General features: G+C 61.0%; 15 protein-coding genes. 5 read left to right on the plus strand and 10 right to left on the minus strand.

Annotated features, from left to right (window positions below; translation table 11 throughout):
* Positions 1 to 25 precede the first annotated feature (25 nt).
* Positions 26 to 1498, minus strand: a complete 1473-nt coding sequence (locus tag AB4Y87_RS17955; RefSeq protein WP_442005657.1) for a dipeptidase — start codon at positions 1496 to 1498, stop codon at positions 26 to 28.
* A 119-nt stretch (positions 1499 to 1617) separates the two neighbouring features.
* Here AB4Y87_RS17955 and AB4Y87_RS17960 point away from each other — a divergent pair, with 119 nt between their 5' ends.
* The gene (locus AB4Y87_RS17960) at positions 1618 to 2211 is read left to right on the plus strand and encodes a DUF3043 domain-containing protein (protein ID WP_442005658.1); all 594 of its coding nucleotides are present in this window, start codon (positions 1618 to 1620) and stop codon (positions 2209 to 2211) included.
* Between the two features lie 126 nt (positions 2212 to 2337).
* Here the strand turns inward: AB4Y87_RS17960 and AB4Y87_RS17965 are convergent, their stop codons facing one another.
* Positions 2338 to 3417, minus strand: a complete 1080-nt coding sequence (locus AB4Y87_RS17965) for a quinone-dependent dihydroorotate dehydrogenase (RefSeq protein ID WP_442005659.1) — start codon at positions 3415 to 3417, stop codon at positions 2338 to 2340.
* Positions 3418 to 3485: 68 nt separating this feature from the next.
* On the opposite strand from AB4Y87_RS17965, the gene AB4Y87_RS17970 reads away from it, so the two are divergent.
* The 3 genes from AB4Y87_RS17970 to AB4Y87_RS17980 are packed head-to-tail and all read left to right on the plus strand — an operon-like array spanning position 3486 to position 7252.
* Positions 3486 to 5165, plus strand: coding sequence for an FAD-binding dehydrogenase (locus AB4Y87_RS17970; RefSeq protein WP_442005660.1), 1680 nt, complete (start codon positions 3486 to 3488; stop codon positions 5163 to 5165).
* Between the two features lie 9 nt (positions 5166 to 5174).
* Positions 5175 to 6182 (plus strand): alpha/beta hydrolase, encoded by a 1008-nt coding sequence (locus AB4Y87_RS17975; RefSeq protein WP_442005661.1) that lies wholly within the window; start codon positions 5175 to 5177, stop codon positions 6180 to 6182.
* Complete coding sequence (locus AB4Y87_RS17980) at positions 6179 to 7252, plus strand: alpha/beta hydrolase (RefSeq protein ID WP_442005662.1); 1074 nt, start codon at positions 6179 to 6181, stop codon at positions 7250 to 7252. The genes AB4Y87_RS17975 and AB4Y87_RS17980 overlap by 4 nt, the downstream gene beginning before the upstream one ends.
* A 53-nt stretch (positions 7253 to 7305) precedes the next feature.
* On the opposite strand, the gene AB4Y87_RS17985 is transcribed toward AB4Y87_RS17980, so the two are convergent.
* The 3 genes from AB4Y87_RS17985 to leuA all read right to left on the minus strand — a co-directional run bounded on the left by AB4Y87_RS17985 (position 7306) and on the right by leuA (position 10714).
* Complete coding sequence (locus AB4Y87_RS17985; protein WP_442005663.1) at positions 7306 to 8130, minus strand: isoprenyl transferase; 825 nt, start codon at positions 8128 to 8130, stop codon at positions 7306 to 7308.
* 2 nt (positions 8131 to 8132) lie between these two features.
* Positions 8133 to 8888: a DNA repair protein RecO gene (recO, locus tag AB4Y87_RS17990; protein ID WP_442005664.1), complete on the minus strand. Its 756-nt coding sequence runs from the start codon at positions 8886 to 8888 to the stop codon at positions 8133 to 8135.
* Positions 8889 to 8974: 86 nt separating this feature from the next.
* The gene (gene leuA / locus AB4Y87_RS17995) at positions 8975 to 10714 is read right to left on the minus strand and encodes a 2-isopropylmalate synthase (protein WP_442005665.1); all 1740 of its coding nucleotides are present in this window, start codon (positions 10712 to 10714) and stop codon (positions 8975 to 8977) included.
* A gap of 251 nt (positions 10715 to 10965) precedes the next feature.
* On the opposite strand from leuA, the gene AB4Y87_RS18000 reads away from it, so the two are divergent.
* Positions 10966 to 12918: a M13 family metallopeptidase gene (locus tag AB4Y87_RS18000; protein WP_442005666.1), complete on the plus strand. Its 1953-nt coding sequence runs from the start codon at positions 10966 to 10968 to the stop codon at positions 12916 to 12918.
* Between the two features lie 96 nt (positions 12919 to 13014).
* Here AB4Y87_RS18000 and AB4Y87_RS18005 read toward each other — a convergent pair whose 3' ends face one another.
* From AB4Y87_RS18005 to AB4Y87_RS18025, 5 genes are all read right to left on the minus strand, one after another.
* Complete coding sequence (locus tag AB4Y87_RS18005) at positions 13015 to 14586, minus strand: LCP family protein (protein ID WP_442005667.1); 1572 nt, start codon at positions 14584 to 14586, stop codon at positions 13015 to 13017.
* Positions 14587 to 14689: 103 nt separating this feature from the next.
* Positions 14690 to 15685, minus strand: coding sequence for a GTPase Era (era, locus tag AB4Y87_RS18010; RefSeq protein ID WP_442005668.1), 996 nt, complete (start codon positions 15683 to 15685; stop codon positions 14690 to 14692).
* On the minus strand, positions 15636 to 16967 hold the full coding sequence (locus AB4Y87_RS18015) for a hemolysin family protein (RefSeq protein ID WP_442005669.1): 1332 nt from the start codon (positions 16965 to 16967) through the stop codon (positions 15636 to 15638). The genes era and AB4Y87_RS18015 overlap by 50 nt, the downstream gene beginning before the upstream one ends.
* Complete coding sequence (gene ybeY / locus AB4Y87_RS18020; protein ID WP_224090475.1) at positions 16964 to 17437, minus strand: rRNA maturation RNase YbeY; 474 nt, start codon at positions 17435 to 17437, stop codon at positions 16964 to 16966. Before ybeY ends, AB4Y87_RS18015 begins: the two co-directional genes overlap by 4 nt.
* The gene (locus AB4Y87_RS18025; RefSeq protein WP_442005670.1) at positions 17434 to 18519 is read right to left on the minus strand and encodes a PhoH family protein; all 1086 of its coding nucleotides are present in this window, start codon (positions 18517 to 18519) and stop codon (positions 17434 to 17436) included. The genes ybeY and AB4Y87_RS18025 overlap by 4 nt, the downstream gene beginning before the upstream one ends.
* Between the last annotated feature and the right edge of the window lie 268 nt (positions 18520 to 18787).

Raw genomic sequence — 18787 nt, forward strand, 5'->3', positions numbered from 1 at the left:
TCCCCCCGTAACGCCAATGCGCTGCTTACCGGTCCAGGCCTTCGACATTAAGCCGCGCCAGCATCAGCGCCTCGGCCAGCACAGCATGACGGAAATCGCCGATGTGAAGTGATTCGTTGGCACTGTGGGCGCGGGAATCCGGATCTTCTACACCCGTCACGAGAATCTGGACATCGGGATACATCTCGGTCAAGTCGGCAATGAACGGGATGGAACCGCCGATTCCCATTTCCACTGGTTGGACTCCCCAGGCCTCCCCCAGGGCCCAGAGTGCCACCCTGGCAGCTGCTGACGAGGTATCGGTCGCGAAGGCATTTCCTCGCTCCCCCGGCGTGAATGTTACCTCTGCACCGAATGGTGCACGGGACTGAACGTGGTTCCTTAAAGCCTCCATGGCGGCGTCAGGATCCTGACCGGGTGCCAGGCGCATGCTGAATTTCGCCCGGGCTGCGGGAATGAGCGTATTTGAGGCAACGGCAACAGCGGGAACATCCATGCCGATGATGGACAACGCCGGCTTGGTCCACAAACGCGAGCCGATCGTCCCGCTCCCGGCAAGTTTGACGCCGTCGAGCACTGAAGCGTCAGCGCGGTATTCTGCCTCGGTCAGGTCAACCGCAACGTCGTCATTTCCCACCAGGCCCGCCACGGCGACATTTCCTTCGTCGTCGTGGAGCGTCGCGATGAGACGGGACAACAGGGTGGGGGCGTCCAGCACCGGGCCACCGTACATTCCCGAATGCACCGCATGCTCCAGCACACGGACTTCGAAGGTGCCATCCACGAGCCCACGCAGGCTGGTAGTTAAGGCGGGAATGCCGACCTTCCAGTTGCTGGAGTCCGCCACCACGATCACGTCGGAGCGGAGAAGCTCGCGATGTTCCTCAAGGAATGTCCGAAACGTGGGTGAACCCGCTTCTTCTTCACCTTCAAAGAAGAAGGTTACGCCCAGGCCAAACTCATCCCCCAGGACTTTCGTAGCAGCGGCGTAAGCCGCCAGATGGGCCACGATGCCGGCTTTGTCGTCAGCAGCGCCACGACCATAGAGCCGGCCTTCCCGCTCCTCCGCGATGAAAGGCTCGGAAGCCCATAGATTTCGATCGCCTGGAGGCTGGACGTCATGGTGCGCGTACAACAGAATCGTCGGCTGACCGTCGCGGGCCGGACGGCGGGCGACGACGGCGGGACCACCGGGCGTTCCATCCAATTTGTCGCAGCGAAGAATTCGGACGTCATCCATTCCCGTTGCCCTTACCAAGGAGGCGACAGCTTCAGCGCTGCGCTCCAGCTCGGCGGGGTCGAAACTGGGCCACGCGATTCCGGGGATCCCGACGAGGTCCTTTAACGAGCCGAGGGTAGCGCTAAATGATTCATCTACTGCTTTGGCCAGAGCGGCCACGCCATTGGAGTCGATGACCTGGTTCGACGACGGACCCTCCATGCTGTGGCCGGAGTTCCGTTGCTGATTCTGCGGGGTCTCCGCATGTGCTGATGTCATGCCCAAACTTTACAGCTGGCCAAAAGGCGGCGACGGAAGGCGCGGCAGGCTGCCACACGCCCACCGAACCACGGTGGGCCCGTAACCTGCGCCACCTTCCTGCGGGGTATTCTGTATGGGTGTTYGGACGCAAAAAGGAAGAGCCCAGCGCTCAAGCAGTAGTAGACCAGGCCCAGGCCGCCGCCCAGGAACCGGGCGTCGGAAAGGGCGCCCCTACGCCCAAGCGGAAGGACCAGGAGGCAGCCCGCAAGCGCCCGTTGGTGCCCACTGACCGCAAAGCTTCCAAGGAGGCCGAACGGGTAGCGGTTCAGGACCAGCGGCAGAAGATGCGGCAGGCATTGGACACGGGTGACGAAAAGTACCTGCCCCTGAGGGACAAGGGACCCCAGAAGCGTTTCGTTCGGGATTACGTCGATGCCCGGTTCAGCCTCGGTGAATACCTGATGTTCGGGGCCCTGCTGTTCGTGGTCATCTCCCTGATCATCCCGGCCAGCAGTTCACAGATTACGTATGTCCTGATTGGCTTCTGGATCATGTTCCTTGCCGTCTTTGTGGATGTTTTCATCCTTTCGCGCAAGCTCCGTAAGCGCTTGGGCGAGAAGTTCGGTGAAGTCGAGCGTGGATCAGTCTGGTATGGATGTATGCGCGCCCTGCAGTTCCGCAAGCTCCGCCTCCCCAAGCCGCAGGTCAAGCGCGGCCAGTACCCCGCTTAGCGCCACGCTGAAGAGGCCCCAACCCACTACTTATACGAAGACCCCGGACCATTGGTCCGGGGTCTTCGTATTGTCGCCTTCGTCCTGGCTCCTGGATGGAGGCCCTGGACCAACGGCAGCCCTGGCCTAGCGGGACCCACGCTTCCGGATCTTCGCCAGGCCCTTGTTAATACGCGATGCCCAGAACGGCCCCTCGTAGAGGAACGCCGTGTAGCCCTGCACCAGGGTTGCGCCTGCATTCAAACGGTCCTGGACATCCTGGGCTGACTCCACGCCACCCACGGCAATGAGTACGAGCTGATCTCCCACGGCGTCCTTGAGTCGTCGCAGGACCTCCAGTGACCGCCTTTTCAGCGGGGCACCTGAAAGCCCGCCCGCTCCCAGTGATCCAACCTTCGCGGCATCAGTGGTGAGCCCCTCACGGGCGATGGTGGTGTTGGTGGCGATGATGCCGTCCAGCTTGAGGTCAAGGGCAAGCCGGGCGACGTCGTCGACGTCCTCGTTGCTCAGGTCTGGCGCAATCTTGACCAGGAGCGGAACATGGCGGCCAGCAGCTTCATCTGCCGCATCMCCTACGGCCCGGAGCAAAGGCCGCAGAGTTTCCACGTTCTGGAGCAGCCGTAGTCCTGGCGTGTTGGGCGAACTGACGTTGACCACCACGTAGTCGGCGGCGGGAGCGAGGCTCCGGGCGCTGACGAGGTAGTCTTCTGTGGCCTCATCCAGCTCAACAACTTTCGTCTTACCGATGTTGACACCAATCACGGGTCGTACGTCGGCATGCAGGCGCTGCAGGGCAGCTTTCGCCGACCTGAGCCGCGGAGCAACTGCTGCTGCGCCATCGTTGTTGAAGCCCATGCGGTTGATGACGGCGCGGTCCTCGATCAACCGGAACAAACGCGGCTTTTCGTTGCCCGGCTGGGCCTGCCCGGTAATGGTTCCCACCTCTACATGGCCAAACCCCAGTTCGGCCAGCGCTTCGATTCCATGGCCTTCCTTGTCGAAGCCGGCCGCCAAGCCGAAGGGAGAGGGGAACGTCAACCCAAAAGCCTCAGTTCGAAGGGAAGCATCCGGAGCTGTGATCCTGGCAAGAACCCGGCCTGCACCGGTGCGGTGGGCCGCCCGGATCGCTTGAAAGCCGATCTTGTGTGCTTTCTCGGCATCCATCCAGGAGAAGGCGAGCTTGAAGAAGGTGGGGTAAACACGCATGGTCCTAGTTTTCCGGTTTACGGACAACACACCAAACCCGTGACCTTGCCTGCGGCTAGCATGTACGCATGCCGCTACAAGATCGTGATGCAGATCATGGGAATCGAATCCTCGCCGACGTCATCGTTGTGGGTGCAGGCTTGTCCGGGCTGGTAGCCGCTGCAACTGCCTATGTGGCAGGCAAACGCGTAGCGATCCTGGACCAGGAACCAGCGGCATCCCTGGGTGGGCAGGCGCATTGGTCCTTCGGGGGCCTGTTCATGGTTGACACCCCCGAGCAACGCCGGCTCGGTGTCAGGGACAGCGCTGAATTGGCGCTCTCGGACTGGATGGCCTCCGCAGGCTTTGACCGAGAACACGATGCGATGGCGCGGCAGTGGGCCGAGGCCTACGTCCAGTTTGCCTCCGGTGAGAAGCGCGCCTGGTTGAAGAGCCTCGACGTCGGCATCTTCCCTTTGGTGCAATGGGCAGAACGCGGGGGTTACGGCCCCCAGGGACATGGAAACACGGTTCCCCGATTCCACGTCACGTGGGGAACGGGCCCCGCCCTCGTGGAACCGTTTCTGGCCAAGGTCCAGGAAGGTGTCCGGGCCGGGAGGGTATCGCTGCACTTCCGGCATAGGGCTACTTCGCTGACGACGACGGCCGGTCGGGTGGCGGGTGTCTCGGGCCAGATACTGGAACCCTCGACGGCGGTGCGCGGCCAACCGTCCTCGCGAGCTGCCGTCGGGGGTTTCGAAGCCACGGCGGGCGCTGTGGTAGTGACGACAGGCGGCATCGGCGGAAATCACGGGACGGTGCGTCGACAGTGGCCGGGCAATGCTGCACCGGCCGATATGCTCAGCGGGGTTCCTGCTTCCGTGGATGGTGATTTCCTTCCCGTTGCCAAATCCATCGGTGCAGCGTTGGTGAACGGTGACCGCATGTGGCATTACCCGGAGGGAATCCACAACTACGACCCCGTTTGGCCCAAGCACGGCATCCGCATCCTGCCTGGTCCGTCATCCCTGTGGTTGGATGCCGAAGGGCGCCAACTACCGGCGCCGCTGTTTCCGGGCTTCGATTCCCTTGGCGCGCTTCGCCACATCGTTGCCACGGGCCACAGTTATTCGTGGTTCGTCCTGAACCGCACCATTGCGCTCAAGGAACTTGCGCTTTCAGGATCCGAGCAGAACCCGGACCTGACGGGGAGGGACGTGTCACTGCTCGTTTCCCGACTGAAACCAGGCAGCGATACGCCCATACAACGTTTCCTGGACAAAGGCATCGACTTCATTCAGGGATCCTCACCCCATGACCTTGCCGGGAAGATGAATGCACTCACGGGGAATCAACTGATCAGCGCTGACCGCTTGGAGGCGCTGGTACGGGCCCGGGACCTTCAAGTGTCCAGCGGGCTGGGCAAGGACCCCCAACTGGCTGCTATCCGGGCGGCCCGCCGTTTTGCCACTGACAAACTGATGAGGGTGGCTCCCCCACACCGCCTGGCGGATCCTGCCCATGGGCCGCTCATTGCCATCAGGCTGTCCGTCCTCACAAGGAAGAGTCTGGGAGGGCTGCAGACTGACCTCCGATCCAGGGTCCTGGATCAGGAAGGCCGAGTGATCCCGGGCCTTTACGCTGCAGGTGAAGCGGCGGGCTTCGGCGGAGGCGGTATCCATGGGTACAGGGCGCTGGAGGGAACCTTCCTGGGTGGATGCCTTTTCACAGGCAGGTCCGCGGGACGCGAAGCCGCGGCGGATGTCTAAGCTGAAGGCATGGAGTGGTCGGCGGATATCCTCGGAATCGACTTCCAGTCATGCGCCCTGGACGTGGAAGGACCTGACGGTGTGGTGCGACGGGCAACCTTGGTCCGTCACAGGCCGGAGTCGATGACCCTGGAGGCCGAGGCAACCCGTGGCGCGTTGCTGTTCCTGCATGGCTGGAGCGACTACTTCTTCAATGTGGAACTCGCCCGGTTTTGGGCAAGGCACGGCTATGAATTCTTTGCATTGGACATGCACAACCATGGAAGGAGCCTGACTTCAGGTTCGCCGGGCGGCTACGTGGCCAACCTTGGGGACTACGACGCCGAAATCAGCCGTGCCCTCGAGGTCATCCACAGCGAAAGCCCGGGACCTCGCCCGAATGGCGTTGCCATGATGGGCCATTCCACCGGCGGCCTCATTGCAGCACTGTGGACGAGCAAACACCGGGACCAAGTGCAACACCTGATACTAAACAGCCCTTGGCTCGAAATGCATGGCAGCTCGATTGTCAGGCGGGCCGCGCAAGTCATGGTGGGACCCATTGCCAGGGTCCGGCCCGAGATGGTTTTAAGGCTGCCGGAGCGTGGATTCTACTTCCGGAGCATCAGCAATACCGCCGAGGGCGAATGGCCGCTGGACGAAAAGTACCGGCCTCCCCTGGCCTTTCCCGTCAGGGCAGGTTGGCTGAGCGCCGTCCTGGCCGGCCACTCACAGGTTGCACGCGGCCTGGACCTGGACATCCCGGTCTTGGTCCTGACATCGGCCGCCAGCGCCAACGGTATGGTGTGGCAGGAGTCCATGCGGCGTTCGGATGCCGTGCTGGACGTGGGCATCATCGCACTGCGTGCCATGGCCTTGGGTCGCAGCGTGACCCTGGAGAGAGTGGATGGCGGGCTGCATGATGTCTTCCTGTCCGCACCCAAGGTCAGGGCAGATGCCTACGCGAGGCTTTCACGATGGATTCGCGGGTACATGGAAAGTGAGTTGCCGCAGGTACGGCAGGAAGGGGACGCATGACCACCACTGAAGAATCGGTATCTCTGTGGCAACCGGACATCCTGGGCACCGGATACGAACGTCTGGAACTTCCCCTCTCCCCTGACGAGGAAGGACCGGTCAAAGCCACACTCGTCAGGCATGCCCCGCCAGTTACGGCCCCAACTCCTCACGGCATCCTCGATTTTCTATCCTCCTTCACACAACGCAAGCGACGTGAGGCGTCCATGGATCCCACGGGGGCGCCGCGGGTGGTCCTCTACCTGCACGGCTGGGCTGACTACTTCCTGCAGACCGAACTCGCCGAGTACCTGACGGCGTCCGGTTTTCATTTCTACGCGCTGGATCTTCGGAAATTTGGACGGAGCCTGTTGCCCGGTCAGACACCCGGATACACCACTGACCTGGCTGTCTACGACGAAGATATCGAGGCGGCCTTGCTGGAGATCGAACGGGATGTTGTGGCCAGGACCAACAACCCAGCATCACCGACCATTCATATGGTCGCGCACTCCCTGGGCGGGCTGATTGCTTCGTTGTGGGCTGACCGCCATCCACGCCGGATCGGGTCACTGGTCCTGAACTCGCCTTGGCTGGAGCTTCAGGGCAGCAGCCTGGTTCGCAGCATCGCCATGCATCTGGTGGAGCCCTTCGCGCGAACCGACCCCAAGCGTCCGTTCAGGTTCCCCGAAATGCCTGCGTACTGGGAGAGCGTCAGCAACCAGGCCCACGGCGAATGGGTGCTGGATTCTGTCTGGCGGCCGCGGGCCTCATTCCCCATCCGCGCTGGTTGGACGAAGGCAGTGCTTGCCGGCCACAAAGCGGTGGAGCGAAAACTGAACATTGACGCCCCGGTCCTGGTCCTTTTATCAGGCCGGACCAGGATCCAGTCCGAATGGACAGCAGACCTCATGAGGGCCGACGCCGTGATCGACGTCGAGGAGACATCCCGGCGTGCGCTCGGCCTGGGAAGGCGGACGGCGGTGTTCCGCTACCCAGGGGCTCTGCATGACATCTTCTTGTCGCGAAGGACCATTCGCCAACAGGCGTACCGTGACGTGTCGGTCTGGCTTTCGTCCTACCCGTATTGAACTAGCAGGACCATGTTGAAGTGGCAGACCCATGTTGAAGTGGCAGACCCCTGCTAATTTGCGGCTGGCGCTGCGTCGACCGCCCCGCCGTACCGGCGATCCCGCTTGGCGTAAATCTCGACGGCGTCCCAGAGCGTGCGCCTGTCAACGTCAGGCCACAGGGTGTCCATGAAGACGAATTCAGCGTAGGCGGACTGCCACAGCAGGAAGTTTGACAACCTCTGCTCGCCGGAGCTGCGGAGGAAGAGATCCACGTCAGGAAGGTCTGGCTCGTCCAGGTACTTCTGGATGGTCTTTTCCGTCACCGATCCCGGCTTGAGCCGCCCGGCGGCAACGTCCTCGGCAATGGCCGAGACGGCGTCGGCGATTTCCGCCCGCCCGCCGTAATTAACACACATGGTCAACGTGCAGGTGTCGTTGGCCTTGGTAAATTCCTCGGCCTCTTCAAGCTCACGAATCACCGAACCCCAGAGGCGCGGCCGTCGACCGGCCCAGCGGATACGGACTCCCCATTCATCGAGTTGGTTCCGTTGGCGACGTAGCACATCCTTGTTAAATCCCATCAGGAAGCGGACTTCCTCCGGGGATCGTCGCCAGTTCTCCGTGGAAAACGCATACACGCTGACGTACTTGATGCCTAGTTCGATGGCTCCGGCCATCACGTCCAACAGTGCAGGCTCACCGGCCTTGTGCCCTTCAATGCGGGGCAATCCCCGCTGGTTGGCCCAACGGCCGTTGCCATCCATGACAATGGCTACGTGCTGCGGAATAAGTTCACTTGGAATGCTGGGCGGAACGGCACCTGAAGGATGTCCGTAAGGGGCCACTACGGGCGAAGTCCGCACCCGGGTTGTCTTGCTCTTCTTGCCAAGTGCCACAGTCAGCTTCGCTCCACGTGTTTAAGTGATTTCAAGGCGCGTTCCAAATGCCATTGCAGGTAACTGGCCACCAGTCCGGCTGCTTCGCGTCGATGTCGCGAATCCGAGGCGTCAGCTACGCTCCAATCCCCAGTCAGGAGGGCTCCCAACAACACCACGGTCTCCGGTGCTGGGGCCGGGGAGCCGGGAGGGCGGCACTCGCTACACACCATACCCCCCAATGGCGCGGCAAACGCCGTGTGCAGTCCGGGCCTGCCGCACCGGGCGCAGTCAGTAAAGCTCGGCGCCCACCCACCAGTGGCCAACGCGCGCAAGAGATAGGAGTCCAGAATAAGTTCCGGAGCATGGTCCGAGCGGCTGAGCGCCGCCAGGGCACCCACCAAGAGGTTGTACTGGGCCGTGCCGGATTCGGCGTCCGCGTCCGTAAGCTTCTCCGCCGTCTCTGTCATGGCAGCAGCTACAGTAAAGCGGCCATAGTCCGCTGCGATGCTGCTCCCATAAGCGCCTTTGGCCACAGCCTGTGTAACGATATCCAAAGTTCGGCCCGAGATGAGCTGCAAGTCCGCCACCATGAACGGTTCCAGGCGGGCGCCGAAACGGCTGGTTGTCCTGCGCACACCTTTTGCGACCGCACGTACTTGCCCGTGATGCTTGGTCAGCAGGGTAATAATCCGATCTGCCTCGCCCAACTTATGGGTACGGAGCACAACGGCATCGTCCCGATAGGACCGTGCTGCAAATGAGGAGGGATTGGCCACAACTAATCTTCGCACTAAGCCAGTGGCCAAGGAGGACCACAAGACCGTGTGGTGACGGTATTTCCCGTCACCACACGGTCCAGGCGTTAGGCCCGGGCGTCCCGAACTGCCCGGTTTACGGCAGAGATGAGTGCTTTCAGTGAAGAAGTCGTGGTGCTGGGGTCGATTCCCACGCCCCAGAGGACACGTTCGCCTACCGCGCATTCAACATAAGCAGCCGCGCTTGCGCTGCCACCTTCTGATAGGGCATGTTCGCTGTAATCGAGCACACGAACATCAACGCCGTCATGGTGCAGGATGTCCAGCAGCGCGGCGATTGGACCATTACCGTGGCCGGTCCTGCGCACCTCTACGCCATCAATCCGCAGGTTCGCGTTCATGGTCATGGCGCCGGACTCATCCGTTTCAGTGCTTACGCTGCCCAGGGAGTACCGGCCCCACTGGGCTTGTTCCTCATCGGAGGGCAGGTATTCGTCCTGGAAGATCTGCCAAAGCTGCGCACCGCTGACCTCGCCGCCAACAGCATCTGTCCGGCGCTGGATAACTCCGGAGAATTCAATCTGGGCGCGCCGCGGCAGATCGAGGTTGTGCTCGTTCTTCAGCAGGTAGGCGACCCCGCCCTTGCCGGACTGCGAGTTGACCCGGATGACAGCTTCATAGCTTCGGCCCAGGTCCTTGGGATCAATAGGCAGGTAGGGAACCTGCCAAGTGAAGTCATCCACGGGTACGCCTGCTGCGGCAGCATCCTTCTCGAGTGCTTCGAAGCCCTTCTTAATGGCGTCCTGGTGCGATCCCGAAAAGGCAGTGAAGACGAGATCGCCACCATAGGGCGAACGTTCGGGAACCGGCAACTGGTTGCAGTACTCAACCGTGCGGCGGATCTCGTCGATGTCTGAGAAATCGATCATCGGGTCCACGCCCTGGACAAACATGTTCAGGCCCAGGGTGACGAGGTCAACGTTTCCGGTGCGCTCCCCATTACCAAACAGGCAGCCCTCAATGCGGTCTGCTCCAGCCAGGTAGCCGAGTTCCGCGGCAGCAACGCCGGTACCGCGATCGTTGTGCGGGTGCAGTGAAATGATGATGCCGTCGCGGGGATGCAGATTGCGGTGCATCCACTCAATGGAGTCCGCGTAGACGTTGGGAGTTGCCATCTCCACCGTGGCCGGCAAGTTGATAATGACCTGCTTGTCCGCTGATGCTTCAAAAACGTCTGCAATCGCATTGCACACCCGGGCCGCATACTCCAGCTCAGTTCCGGTGAAAGACTCCGGCGAGTACTCGTACGTGATGTGGGTATCGGTCAGCGTCTCTTCATACTTCTTGCACAGGCGGGCACCCTGCAGGGCGATATCGAGGATGCCGTCCTCGTCCTGGTTGAAGACAACGCGGCGCTGCAGCACAGAAGTGGAGTTGTACAGGTGCACGATCGCCTGCTTGGCACCCACCAGGGACTCGTAGGTCCGTTCAATCAGGTGTTCACGCGCCTGGGTGAGGACCTGGATGGTGACATCGTCCGGAATATGGCCGCCTTCGATCAGCTGCCGAACGAAATCAAAGTCGGTCTGGGATGCGGAGGGGAACCCAACCTCGATCTCCTTGTATCCCATGTTGACCAGCAGCTGGAACATCTTCAGCTTGCGCGCCGGGCTCATGGGATCGATCAGCGCCTGGTTGCCATCGCGCAGGTCCACTGCACACCAGCGTGGGGCCTTGGTGATGACTTTGTCCGGCCACGTACGATCCGGAACCTCGACAGTGATCTGGTCCTGGAACGGCAGGTAGCGGTGAATCGGCATACCGGAGGGCTTTTGTGCATTACGCATGTCGTGTTGGCCTTTTCTCTAAGATCTAAATGAAAGCTTAGCCGGGCACAACTAAACTCCGCGGCGAGGGTGGCCCAGCTTTCAGATAGCTTTCAGGCCTCGCCGCGGCAGCTAAGAAGAAGCATTCCCGCACGCACAAGTTCACAGTAACACGGTGCGTATGATGACATTGCAACACCTCATGCAACGTCCACTATGCAGACGCAGCGACGGTGGCAACGCCGGCTGCAGCGTCCATTCAAGGAGCCACAGTGCCACAGTCGGGGATCACTCTTTCCAACATCGATCACAGCGTCCGGCCGCAGGACGATCTCTACCAGCACGTCAACGGTGCATGGCTGAACAGCACGACGATCCCTGACGACCGCCCGCTGGAAGGCACCTTCACCGCTTTGCGGGACGAGGCAGAATTGGCTGTCAAGGCGATCATCGAGGAAGCCGCGAACAAGGGAGCATCAGCCTCCGGCATCGAACAGAAGGTCGGCGGCCTTTACGCGAGCTTCATGGATGAGGCTGCGGCAGAGGCGAAGGGACTCGAACCCTTGCAGGAGCGACTGGAGGAAGTCCGGTCAGTGGGTTCGGTGGAGGAATTTTCGGCGTTGCTGGGCCGCCTGTTCCGATGCGACGTGTCCGGTTTGTTCTCGATCTACCCGGCACCGGACGCCGGAAACCCGGAGCGGATTCTTCTGTACATCGGCCAGGGCGGCCTCGGACTCCCGGACGAGTCCTACTATCGCGACGAAAAGTTTGCGCCGATTGTGGCCTCCTACGGTGAATACGTCGCGAAGTTGTTCGGCCTCGCCGGAGTTGCAGACGCGGAAGCCGCGGCTGGCCGCATCGTTGCCTTGGAAAAGGCCCTCGCGTCCCACCACTGGGACAACGTCACACTTCGGGATCCCCAAAAGACGTACAACCTCAAAACGGCGGAAGAAGCAGCGAAGCTGTTCCCCCTGCTGGATACCTGGTTTGAGGCCGGCCGTGTCGATGCCGGCAAACGCGCCGAGATCGTGGTCAGCACGCCGGACTTCTTTGCTGGCGCCGCAGCTCTTCTGGAATCGGAACCCCTCGCCGTCTGGAAGGAATGGCTGACCCTGAGGGTGCTCAGCTCAGCCGCGCCTTACCTTTCTTCGGAGTTTGTGGACACCAACTTCGACTTCTACGGGACCACCCTCAGTGGCACCCCGCAAAACAAGGAGCGCTGGAAGCGCGGCGTGGCCGTCGTCGAAGCAGCACTTGGCGAGGCAGTGGGCCAAATCTATGTGGAGCGCCATTTCCCCGAGGGGCACAAGGCCAGGATGCAGACCCTCGTGGCCAATCTGATCGAGGCCTACCGGGACAGCATTTCTTCCCTTGAGTGGATGGGTGAGGACACAAAGGCCGAAGCCCTTAAGAAGCTGGACGCATTCCGCCCCAAGATTGGTTTTCCTGAGAAATGGATAGACTACTCCGCTGTTGAGATCGACCCCCATGACCTCCTGGGTAACGTAGAGCGGGCCCACGACGCCGACGTCGATCGCCACCTGGATGAAATCGGCAAGCCGGTGGACTTGGACAAATGGCTCATGACTCCACAGACAGTGAACGCCTACTATCACCCGATGCTGAACGAAATCGTGTTCCCCGCCGCCATCCTCCAGCCGCCATTCTTCACTGCAGAAGCAGACGACGCAGTGAACTACGGTGGCATTGGTGCTGTAATCGGACATGAGATCGGCCATGGATTCGATGACCAGGGATCCCAATTCGACGGAAGCGGAGCCCTCCGCAATTGGTGGACCGAAGAGGACAGGACGGCCTTCGAAGCCCGCACGGCAAAGTTGGTTGCCCAATTCGACGCGCTATCTCCCTACGCCGCACCTGACCACAAGGTCAACGGCAAACTGACGTTGGGTGAGAACATCGGTGACCTGGGCGGCCTCACCATTGCGTATAAGGCCTACCTGCTCAGCCTCGATGGTGCCGAGCCTGAGGTCCTGGACGGTTTCACAGGCCAGCAACGGTTCTTCATGTCCTGGGCTGCCGGCTGGCGCCAAGTGATCCGAACCGAGGAAGCGATCCGCAGGCTTGCTACGGATCCACACTCCCCCAACGAGTTCCGCACGAATGCCATTGCCCGGAACCTCGACGCCTTCCACGAAACCTTCCAGGTCAACGATCAAGACCGGATGTGGATGGCACCTGAGGACCGGGTCAGCATCTGGTAAAGCCACTACGACGAATGGCCGGACCCCGTGGATGAATCGGGTTCCGGCCATTCGTCTTTATCCTGCCTTTGCAGCCAATTACCGCTGCGATGACTGTTATTGGGTGATGTAGAGCGGGTTCACCTGTTGGCACACTGCTTCTTTGGCCGTCTGGTTGACTACATCAGGTGGAACAGAGGCCGCCCCATAGGCTGTCCCGGTCGCAAAGTCCGTGCCTACGTAGAGCTGCACGCCCGAAACTCCCTTGGCTTGCTGAACCTGTGCCGCCGGGATACCGAACAGCGCGGCAACGTCGGTAGCAACGTCGGCGAAGTCCGGACCGTAGTAGACCACGGTCTTCTCCACTGGGTTGGCCAGATACGAAACGGACTGTGTAAATCCATTGCCGGTCAAGGTGGCCAGGAGTTCCTGCGCCCTGGTCCCAACCCCGCTGCCGTTGGCGACTGCTACCGGCTGGATGGCTTTGTTGTAGGCCGGGACTGCAGGGGCAGCAGTAGTAGGCGCCGTGGATGGAGTGCCGGCCCCAGGCTCTGTTGGAGCCGGGCTTGACGTTGCTCCGGGGTTTGTCAGATCCAGATCTGCGCGCAGGGCCGCAAACAGCTGTGATGCCTGGGGCTCAACGAGCTCCAACCGGTTGGGGTCCAACGCGGCTGGCTGGGTGGGGACAGCAACAAAGGCGACTTTGGAGACATCAATGTCCTTCAGCCTTCCACCAATGGTCAGCAATGATGGCACAGACGCCAACCCCTCGTCGACGGTGAGGTTTTGCGTGACGACGTCAGCGATCTGCAGGAGCCTCTGGGGATTGCCGAGCGTGCCGTCGGCCTTGAGCTTCCGCGTCAGTGATGAAAGAAATGCCTGCTGGCCCTTGATTCGCCCGAGGTCGCCACCGTCTCCAAAGGCATGCCGGGTACGCAGGAATGCCAGGGCCTGCTCGCCTTCAACCTGGGAGTTACCCTTCGGCAAACGAAGATGGGAGTCGGGATCAAAGACGGGATCGCTGACACAAACATCCACTCCGCCCACAGCCTTGGACAGTTCCTTCACCGCATTGAAGTCGGCCATCATGAAGTGATCTATTTCCAGGCCGGTGAGCTTGTTGATGGTGTCCACGGCACAGCCGATTCCGGCTTCTGCCATGGCTTCGTTGATCATCACGCCGCTCCGCGCGGGGAACGTCTGGTTGTTGGTGTGGTCCGTGCACTGGGGCACATCCACCAGGAGGTCACGTGGGAAACTCATGACGCTGACACGTTTATTGTCCGCAGAAATGTCCAGCAGCATCATGACATCCGAGTGGCCGTAGCCCGTGGAATCGTCCGCGTTACCATACTGGGAGTTTTTCCCATCACGGGTATCCGACCCGAGGATAAGGATCTGCAGTCGGTCCGACTTGTCATTGACTACCGCATCATTGCTATCGCGCGATTCTGCCGCGGATAGCGGGGCCTTGGTGATGTTGGTCTGTAGACGGATAAACCAGAAGGCCGCAAAAGCAACGCCGGCAACGAGAGCCACTGACACGAGGCCGGTAACAATCTTTAGCCACAACGGGAGGCCCTTGGGCGCGTTCATGTGGCGCGGAGTTCCCTCGGGGTCCTCCCCATGGCGCGCCGCATCAGGAGCAGCGGTGCCGGGGCCCAGCGGGCGGGCGTCACGACGTCGCACTATTCGGTTACCTTTCCTCAAACACGTGGATCCCCGCAATCATAGTGGCGGATTCTGGGAAGTTCCTTATCGAGCCCGGGCCACRCCGTTGCCGTGACGCCGGTCAGAAGCCGAGTTTCACCAATTGCTTGGGATCACGCTGCCAGTCTTTGGCAACCTTGACATGCAAATCCAGGTAGATCCTTGTTCCCAGGAGCGTCTCGATTCCCTTACGCGCGTTGGTTCCGACCTCACGCAGCCTGCTGCCACCCTTACCAATGATGATGGCTTTCTGCGAAGGCCGCTCCACGTACAGATTGACGCGGACATCCAGCAACGGGTTGTCCTCCGTACGTCCTTCGCGGGGCACGATTTCCTCAACGACGACGGCAAGGGAGTGGGGAAGTTCATCCCGGACACCTTCGAGTGCGGCTTCACGGATGAGTTCAGCAATCATGACGGCCTCGGGCTCGTCCGTCAGCTCACCATCCGGGTAAAGGGGCGGCGACGAGGGCATATGCCCGATAAGAACGTCGGCAACAGTGGATACCTGGAAACCGTCGGCGGCAGAAACGGGAACGATATCCGCCCAGCCTTGTTCTCCGAGGACTTCACGGCCCAATGCGGCAACAGCGAGCAGCTGCTCGGTCAGGGCCTGACGGTCCACGAGGTCAGTTTTCGTCACAAGGGCAACAATGGGCTTGCGGCCAACGGCAGCGAGCTGCGCGGCGATGTACTTATCGCCGGGACCGATTTTTTCGTTGGCCGGCAAGCAGAAGCCGATAGCGTCCACCTCGGACAACGTGTCAGCCACGAGGTCGTTGAGTCGCTTTCCCAGAAGCGTACGTGGCCGGTGGAGGCCCGGTGTATCAACCAGGATCAGTTGTGCGTCCTCGCGATGGACGATGCCACGAATCGTGTGGCGCGTGGTCTGCGGCTTGGCAGATGTAATGGCCACCTTCTGCCCTACCAACGCATTTGTCAGCGTGGACTTACCCGCGTTGGGGCGGCCAACGAGGACCGAGAATCCGGCGTGGAAGCCACCGAAATCGTCATCGGCGTCGAATTTCTTATTTTGCTTGCTCACGTGGAACTCCCTGTTGCGTTGTGTCGGCCTCATCGAGAAGGTCTTCAAAGTCAGTGTCTTCCTTTGGCATGGCTGCCGCAATGATGTGGCTGACCCGGTTTCGGCGACCCTCAAGCCTATCTGCCTTTAGCGACACACCGTTCACTTCAACGGAGCTCCCGACGATCGGAACCTGGCCGAGAGCCTTGGCAAGGAGGCCGCCAACGGTGTCCACTTCGTCGTCGTCGAGGTCGATATCGAACAGTTCCCCGAGGTCATCGATGCTCATGCGGGCACTGACACGGTAGGTTCCGTCGCCCAGGTCCACCGCTTCTTCGGCCGCGGAATCGTACTCGTCAACGATCTCTCCCACGATTTCTTCGATGAGATCCTCCAAGGTCACCAGGCCGGCGGTGCCGCCGTACTCATCGATGACGATGGCAACGTGGGTGGATTCCTTCTGCAGTTCCTTCAAGAGGTCGCTCACGGGCTTGGATTCCGGGACGTACCGAACGTCCCGGGCGAGAGAATCGACGTCGTGCGGTTGCAGTCCGGGTTCGCCGCGATGCATCGCCGCGGCAACGTCCTTGAGGTAGAGAATGCCGCGGATCTGATCCGTGTTCTCGCCAATGACCGGTATCCGGGAGTAGCCGGAGCGGAGGAAGAGGGCCATGGCCGCTTCAAGGTCCGAACCCGTCCCGATGCTGACGATGTCCGTGCGCGGAACCATGACCGAGCGAACCAAAGTATCGCCGAAGTCAAAGACCGAGTGGATGAGCTCTGCCTCGTTGTCTTCGATCATGTCCGATTCCGCCGCCCGGTCCACGAACTCGCGGAATTCTTCCTCGCTGACAAACGCGTCATCACCGCCGGGGGCGCCGGGCGCGACCGCGCTCCCCAACGCGACAAGCCAGCCGGGAATCGGTCCGAGGATCCAGCAGAGGAACCTGATCAGCGGGGCGGTAAAGCGGACGATGGGGCCCGAATGCGCGCGTCCCAGCTGCCGGGGCGAGACGCCAACCAAAACGAATCCGATGACAGCCATGATGCCGGTTGCCGCCAATCCTGCAAGCCACATGTTGTCCAGAAAACTGTGCATGACGACAGCGACGGCGACCGCTGCCGCCATCTCGAACCACACGCGCCAGAACCGCAGGGCACGCATATGAGCGACCGGCTTCTTGAGGATGCTCCCCAAGGCCTTGCCCTTGCTGCGGACTACCGATTGTTCAGCTTCGTGCCGGGGCAGGAAATTGAACGCAGCCTCGGCTGCGGTCAGCAAGGCGACGAAACTGAGGAAAACCAGCGCCATGCCGACCAGGATGAGCGAGGTCACTGCATGGTCTCCATGGGGGCATCCTTGCCCAGGAACTCAGACAGCAACTCACGCTGCAAACCGAACATCTCTTCCTTTTCCTCCGGTTCAGCGTGGTCGAAACCAAGCAGGTGGAGGATGCCGTGCGTGGCGAGCAACAGCATTTCGTCCTGGGTGGTGTGTCCGGCGTTCCGCGCCTGCACCTCGGCCACCTGCGGACAAATGGCTATGTCTCCGAGCATTCCCTGCGGCGTGGGCTTGTCAGGTGTGCCCGGCGTCAACTCATCCATGGGCACCGAGAGCACATCCGTGGCTCCTGGTTCGTCCATGAGCTCGATGTGCAGCTTCTCCATGGCGGGTTCATCCACCAGGAGGATGGACAGCTCAGCCTGCGGATGGATGTAGAGGCGCTCGAAGATGAACCGCGACAACGTCACCAGTTGGGCTTCGTCCACCTCCACGCCGGATTCGTTGTTGATTTCAATGCTCATTTTCGTTCTCCACGTTTGTGATGTGTGCCGGCGGCCCCATCCGTACGGTGCGCGTCATCCCACCTGCTGTAGGCCGAAACGATGTCTGCAACCAAACGGTGCCGGACGACATCCGCAGCCTCCAGGATGGAGAAATTGACGTCCTCGATCCCACTCAGGATTTCCCGTACGATCCGCAGTCCGGAGGTGGAGCCAAAAGGCAGGTCGATCTGCGTTACGTCTCCTGTGACAACCATCTTTGAGCCGAATCCGAGGCGGGTCAGGAACATCTTCATCTGTTCAGGAGTGGTGTTCTGGGCCTCGTCCAGGATGATGAAGGCGTCATTGAGCGTCCGTCCACGCATATAGGCCAACGGTGCGACTTCAATGGTGCCGGCAGCCATCAGCCTGGGAATGGACTCAGGATCCATCATGTCGTGCAAGGCATCGTAAAGCGGCCGCAGGTAGGGATCGATCTTGTCGCTCAGCGTTCCCGGCAGGAAACCCAGCCGCTCCCCCGCCTCAACAGCGGGCCGGGTCAGGATGATCCGGCTTACTTCCTTGAGTTGGAGGGCCTGCACGGCCTTGGCCATGGCGAGGTATGTTTTGCCAGTACCTGCCGGGCCAATACCGAAGATCACTGTGTTGGCATCTATGGCATCCACATAGTTCTTCTGATTCAAGGTCTTGGGCCGAATGGTTTTGCCGCGGCTTGAAAGAATGTTGTGGGTAAGGACATCCACGGGATTCTGGACCGACTGTGTCCTCAGGAGGGAAACGAGCTGCTGCAGGACATCAGGGGTAACGACCGTTCCCCTGGCTACCAGTCCCCGGACCTCTTCAAGGAGGCGCATGATGCGCGGGATGACCGTGGACGGACCGGACATGGACAATTCATTGCCGCGAACGTGGAAGTTGACGTCCGGGAACTGCTCCTCGATGTAGCGCAAGGCTTCGTCATGGCTGCCCAATGAGTGAACCATCTGATCGGAGTTGTCGAACGTGACGATTTCCGTGCGCGTGCCCGGTAAGGTGTGCGGGAACTCGGTGGCGGCTGGGTTCCCGTTTCCGGTCCGCAGCCGCCCATTCAGGGATTCACTCATAGTGGTGGCCGTACGGCCTCTTCTCCTCCGGTCGGATAACAGTTGGTCCATCGTTTCGACAACGGGACTGGCTCAACCGCCAGGCCATATGCCGGAATGCCTTCAATCCTACGCCAGCCCGGCAGACCTCGGGCGTTCGCCCGCGGATCCTCTGCCGTATCCTCCCCGTGTCCTCCCCGCGAGGTCGTCCCTCGACTGCGACATTTTGTCTCAACTCGGCATCAAGCGGGTATCAATCCTGTTTCAGTTGCCGCCAGTGCCCGCAAAC

The sequence above is a fragment of the Paenarthrobacter sp. RAF54_2 genome (assembly GCF_052113945.1).
In the GTDB taxonomy this organism is placed as follows: Bacteria; Actinomycetota; Actinomycetes; order Actinomycetales; family Micrococcaceae; genus Arthrobacter.

Bases quoted from the DNA above. Each gene is read 5' to 3' on its own strand.
- AB4Y87_RS17975 (WP_442005661.1), top strand. From the start codon at position 5,175: ATGGAGTGGTCGGCGGATATCCTCGGAATCGACTTCCAGTCATGCGCC.
- AB4Y87_RS17980 (WP_442005662.1), top strand. From the start codon at position 6,179: ATGACCACCACTGAAGAATCGGTATCTCTGTGGCAACCGGACATCCTG.
- era (WP_442005668.1), bottom strand. From the start codon at position 15,685: ATGAGGCCGACACAACGCAACAGGGAGTTCCACGTGAGCAAGCAAAAT.
- AB4Y87_RS17970 (WP_442005660.1), top strand. From the start codon at position 3,486: ATGCCGCTACAAGATCGTGATGCAGATCATGGGAATCGAATCCTCGCC.
- ybeY (WP_224090475.1), bottom strand. From the start codon at position 17,437: ATGAGCATTGAAATCAACAACGAATCCGGCGTGGAGGTGGACGAAGCC.
- AB4Y87_RS18025 (WP_442005670.1), bottom strand. From the start codon at position 18,519: ATGAGTGAATCCCTGAATGGGCGGCTGCGGACCGGAAACGGGAACCCA.
- leuA (WP_442005665.1), bottom strand. From the start codon at position 10,714: ATGCGTAATGCACAAAAGCCCTCCGGTATGCCGATTCACCGCTACCTG.
- AB4Y87_RS17955 (WP_442005657.1), bottom strand. From the start codon at position 1,498: ATGACATCAGCACATGCGGAGACCCCGCAGAATCAGCAACGGAACTCC.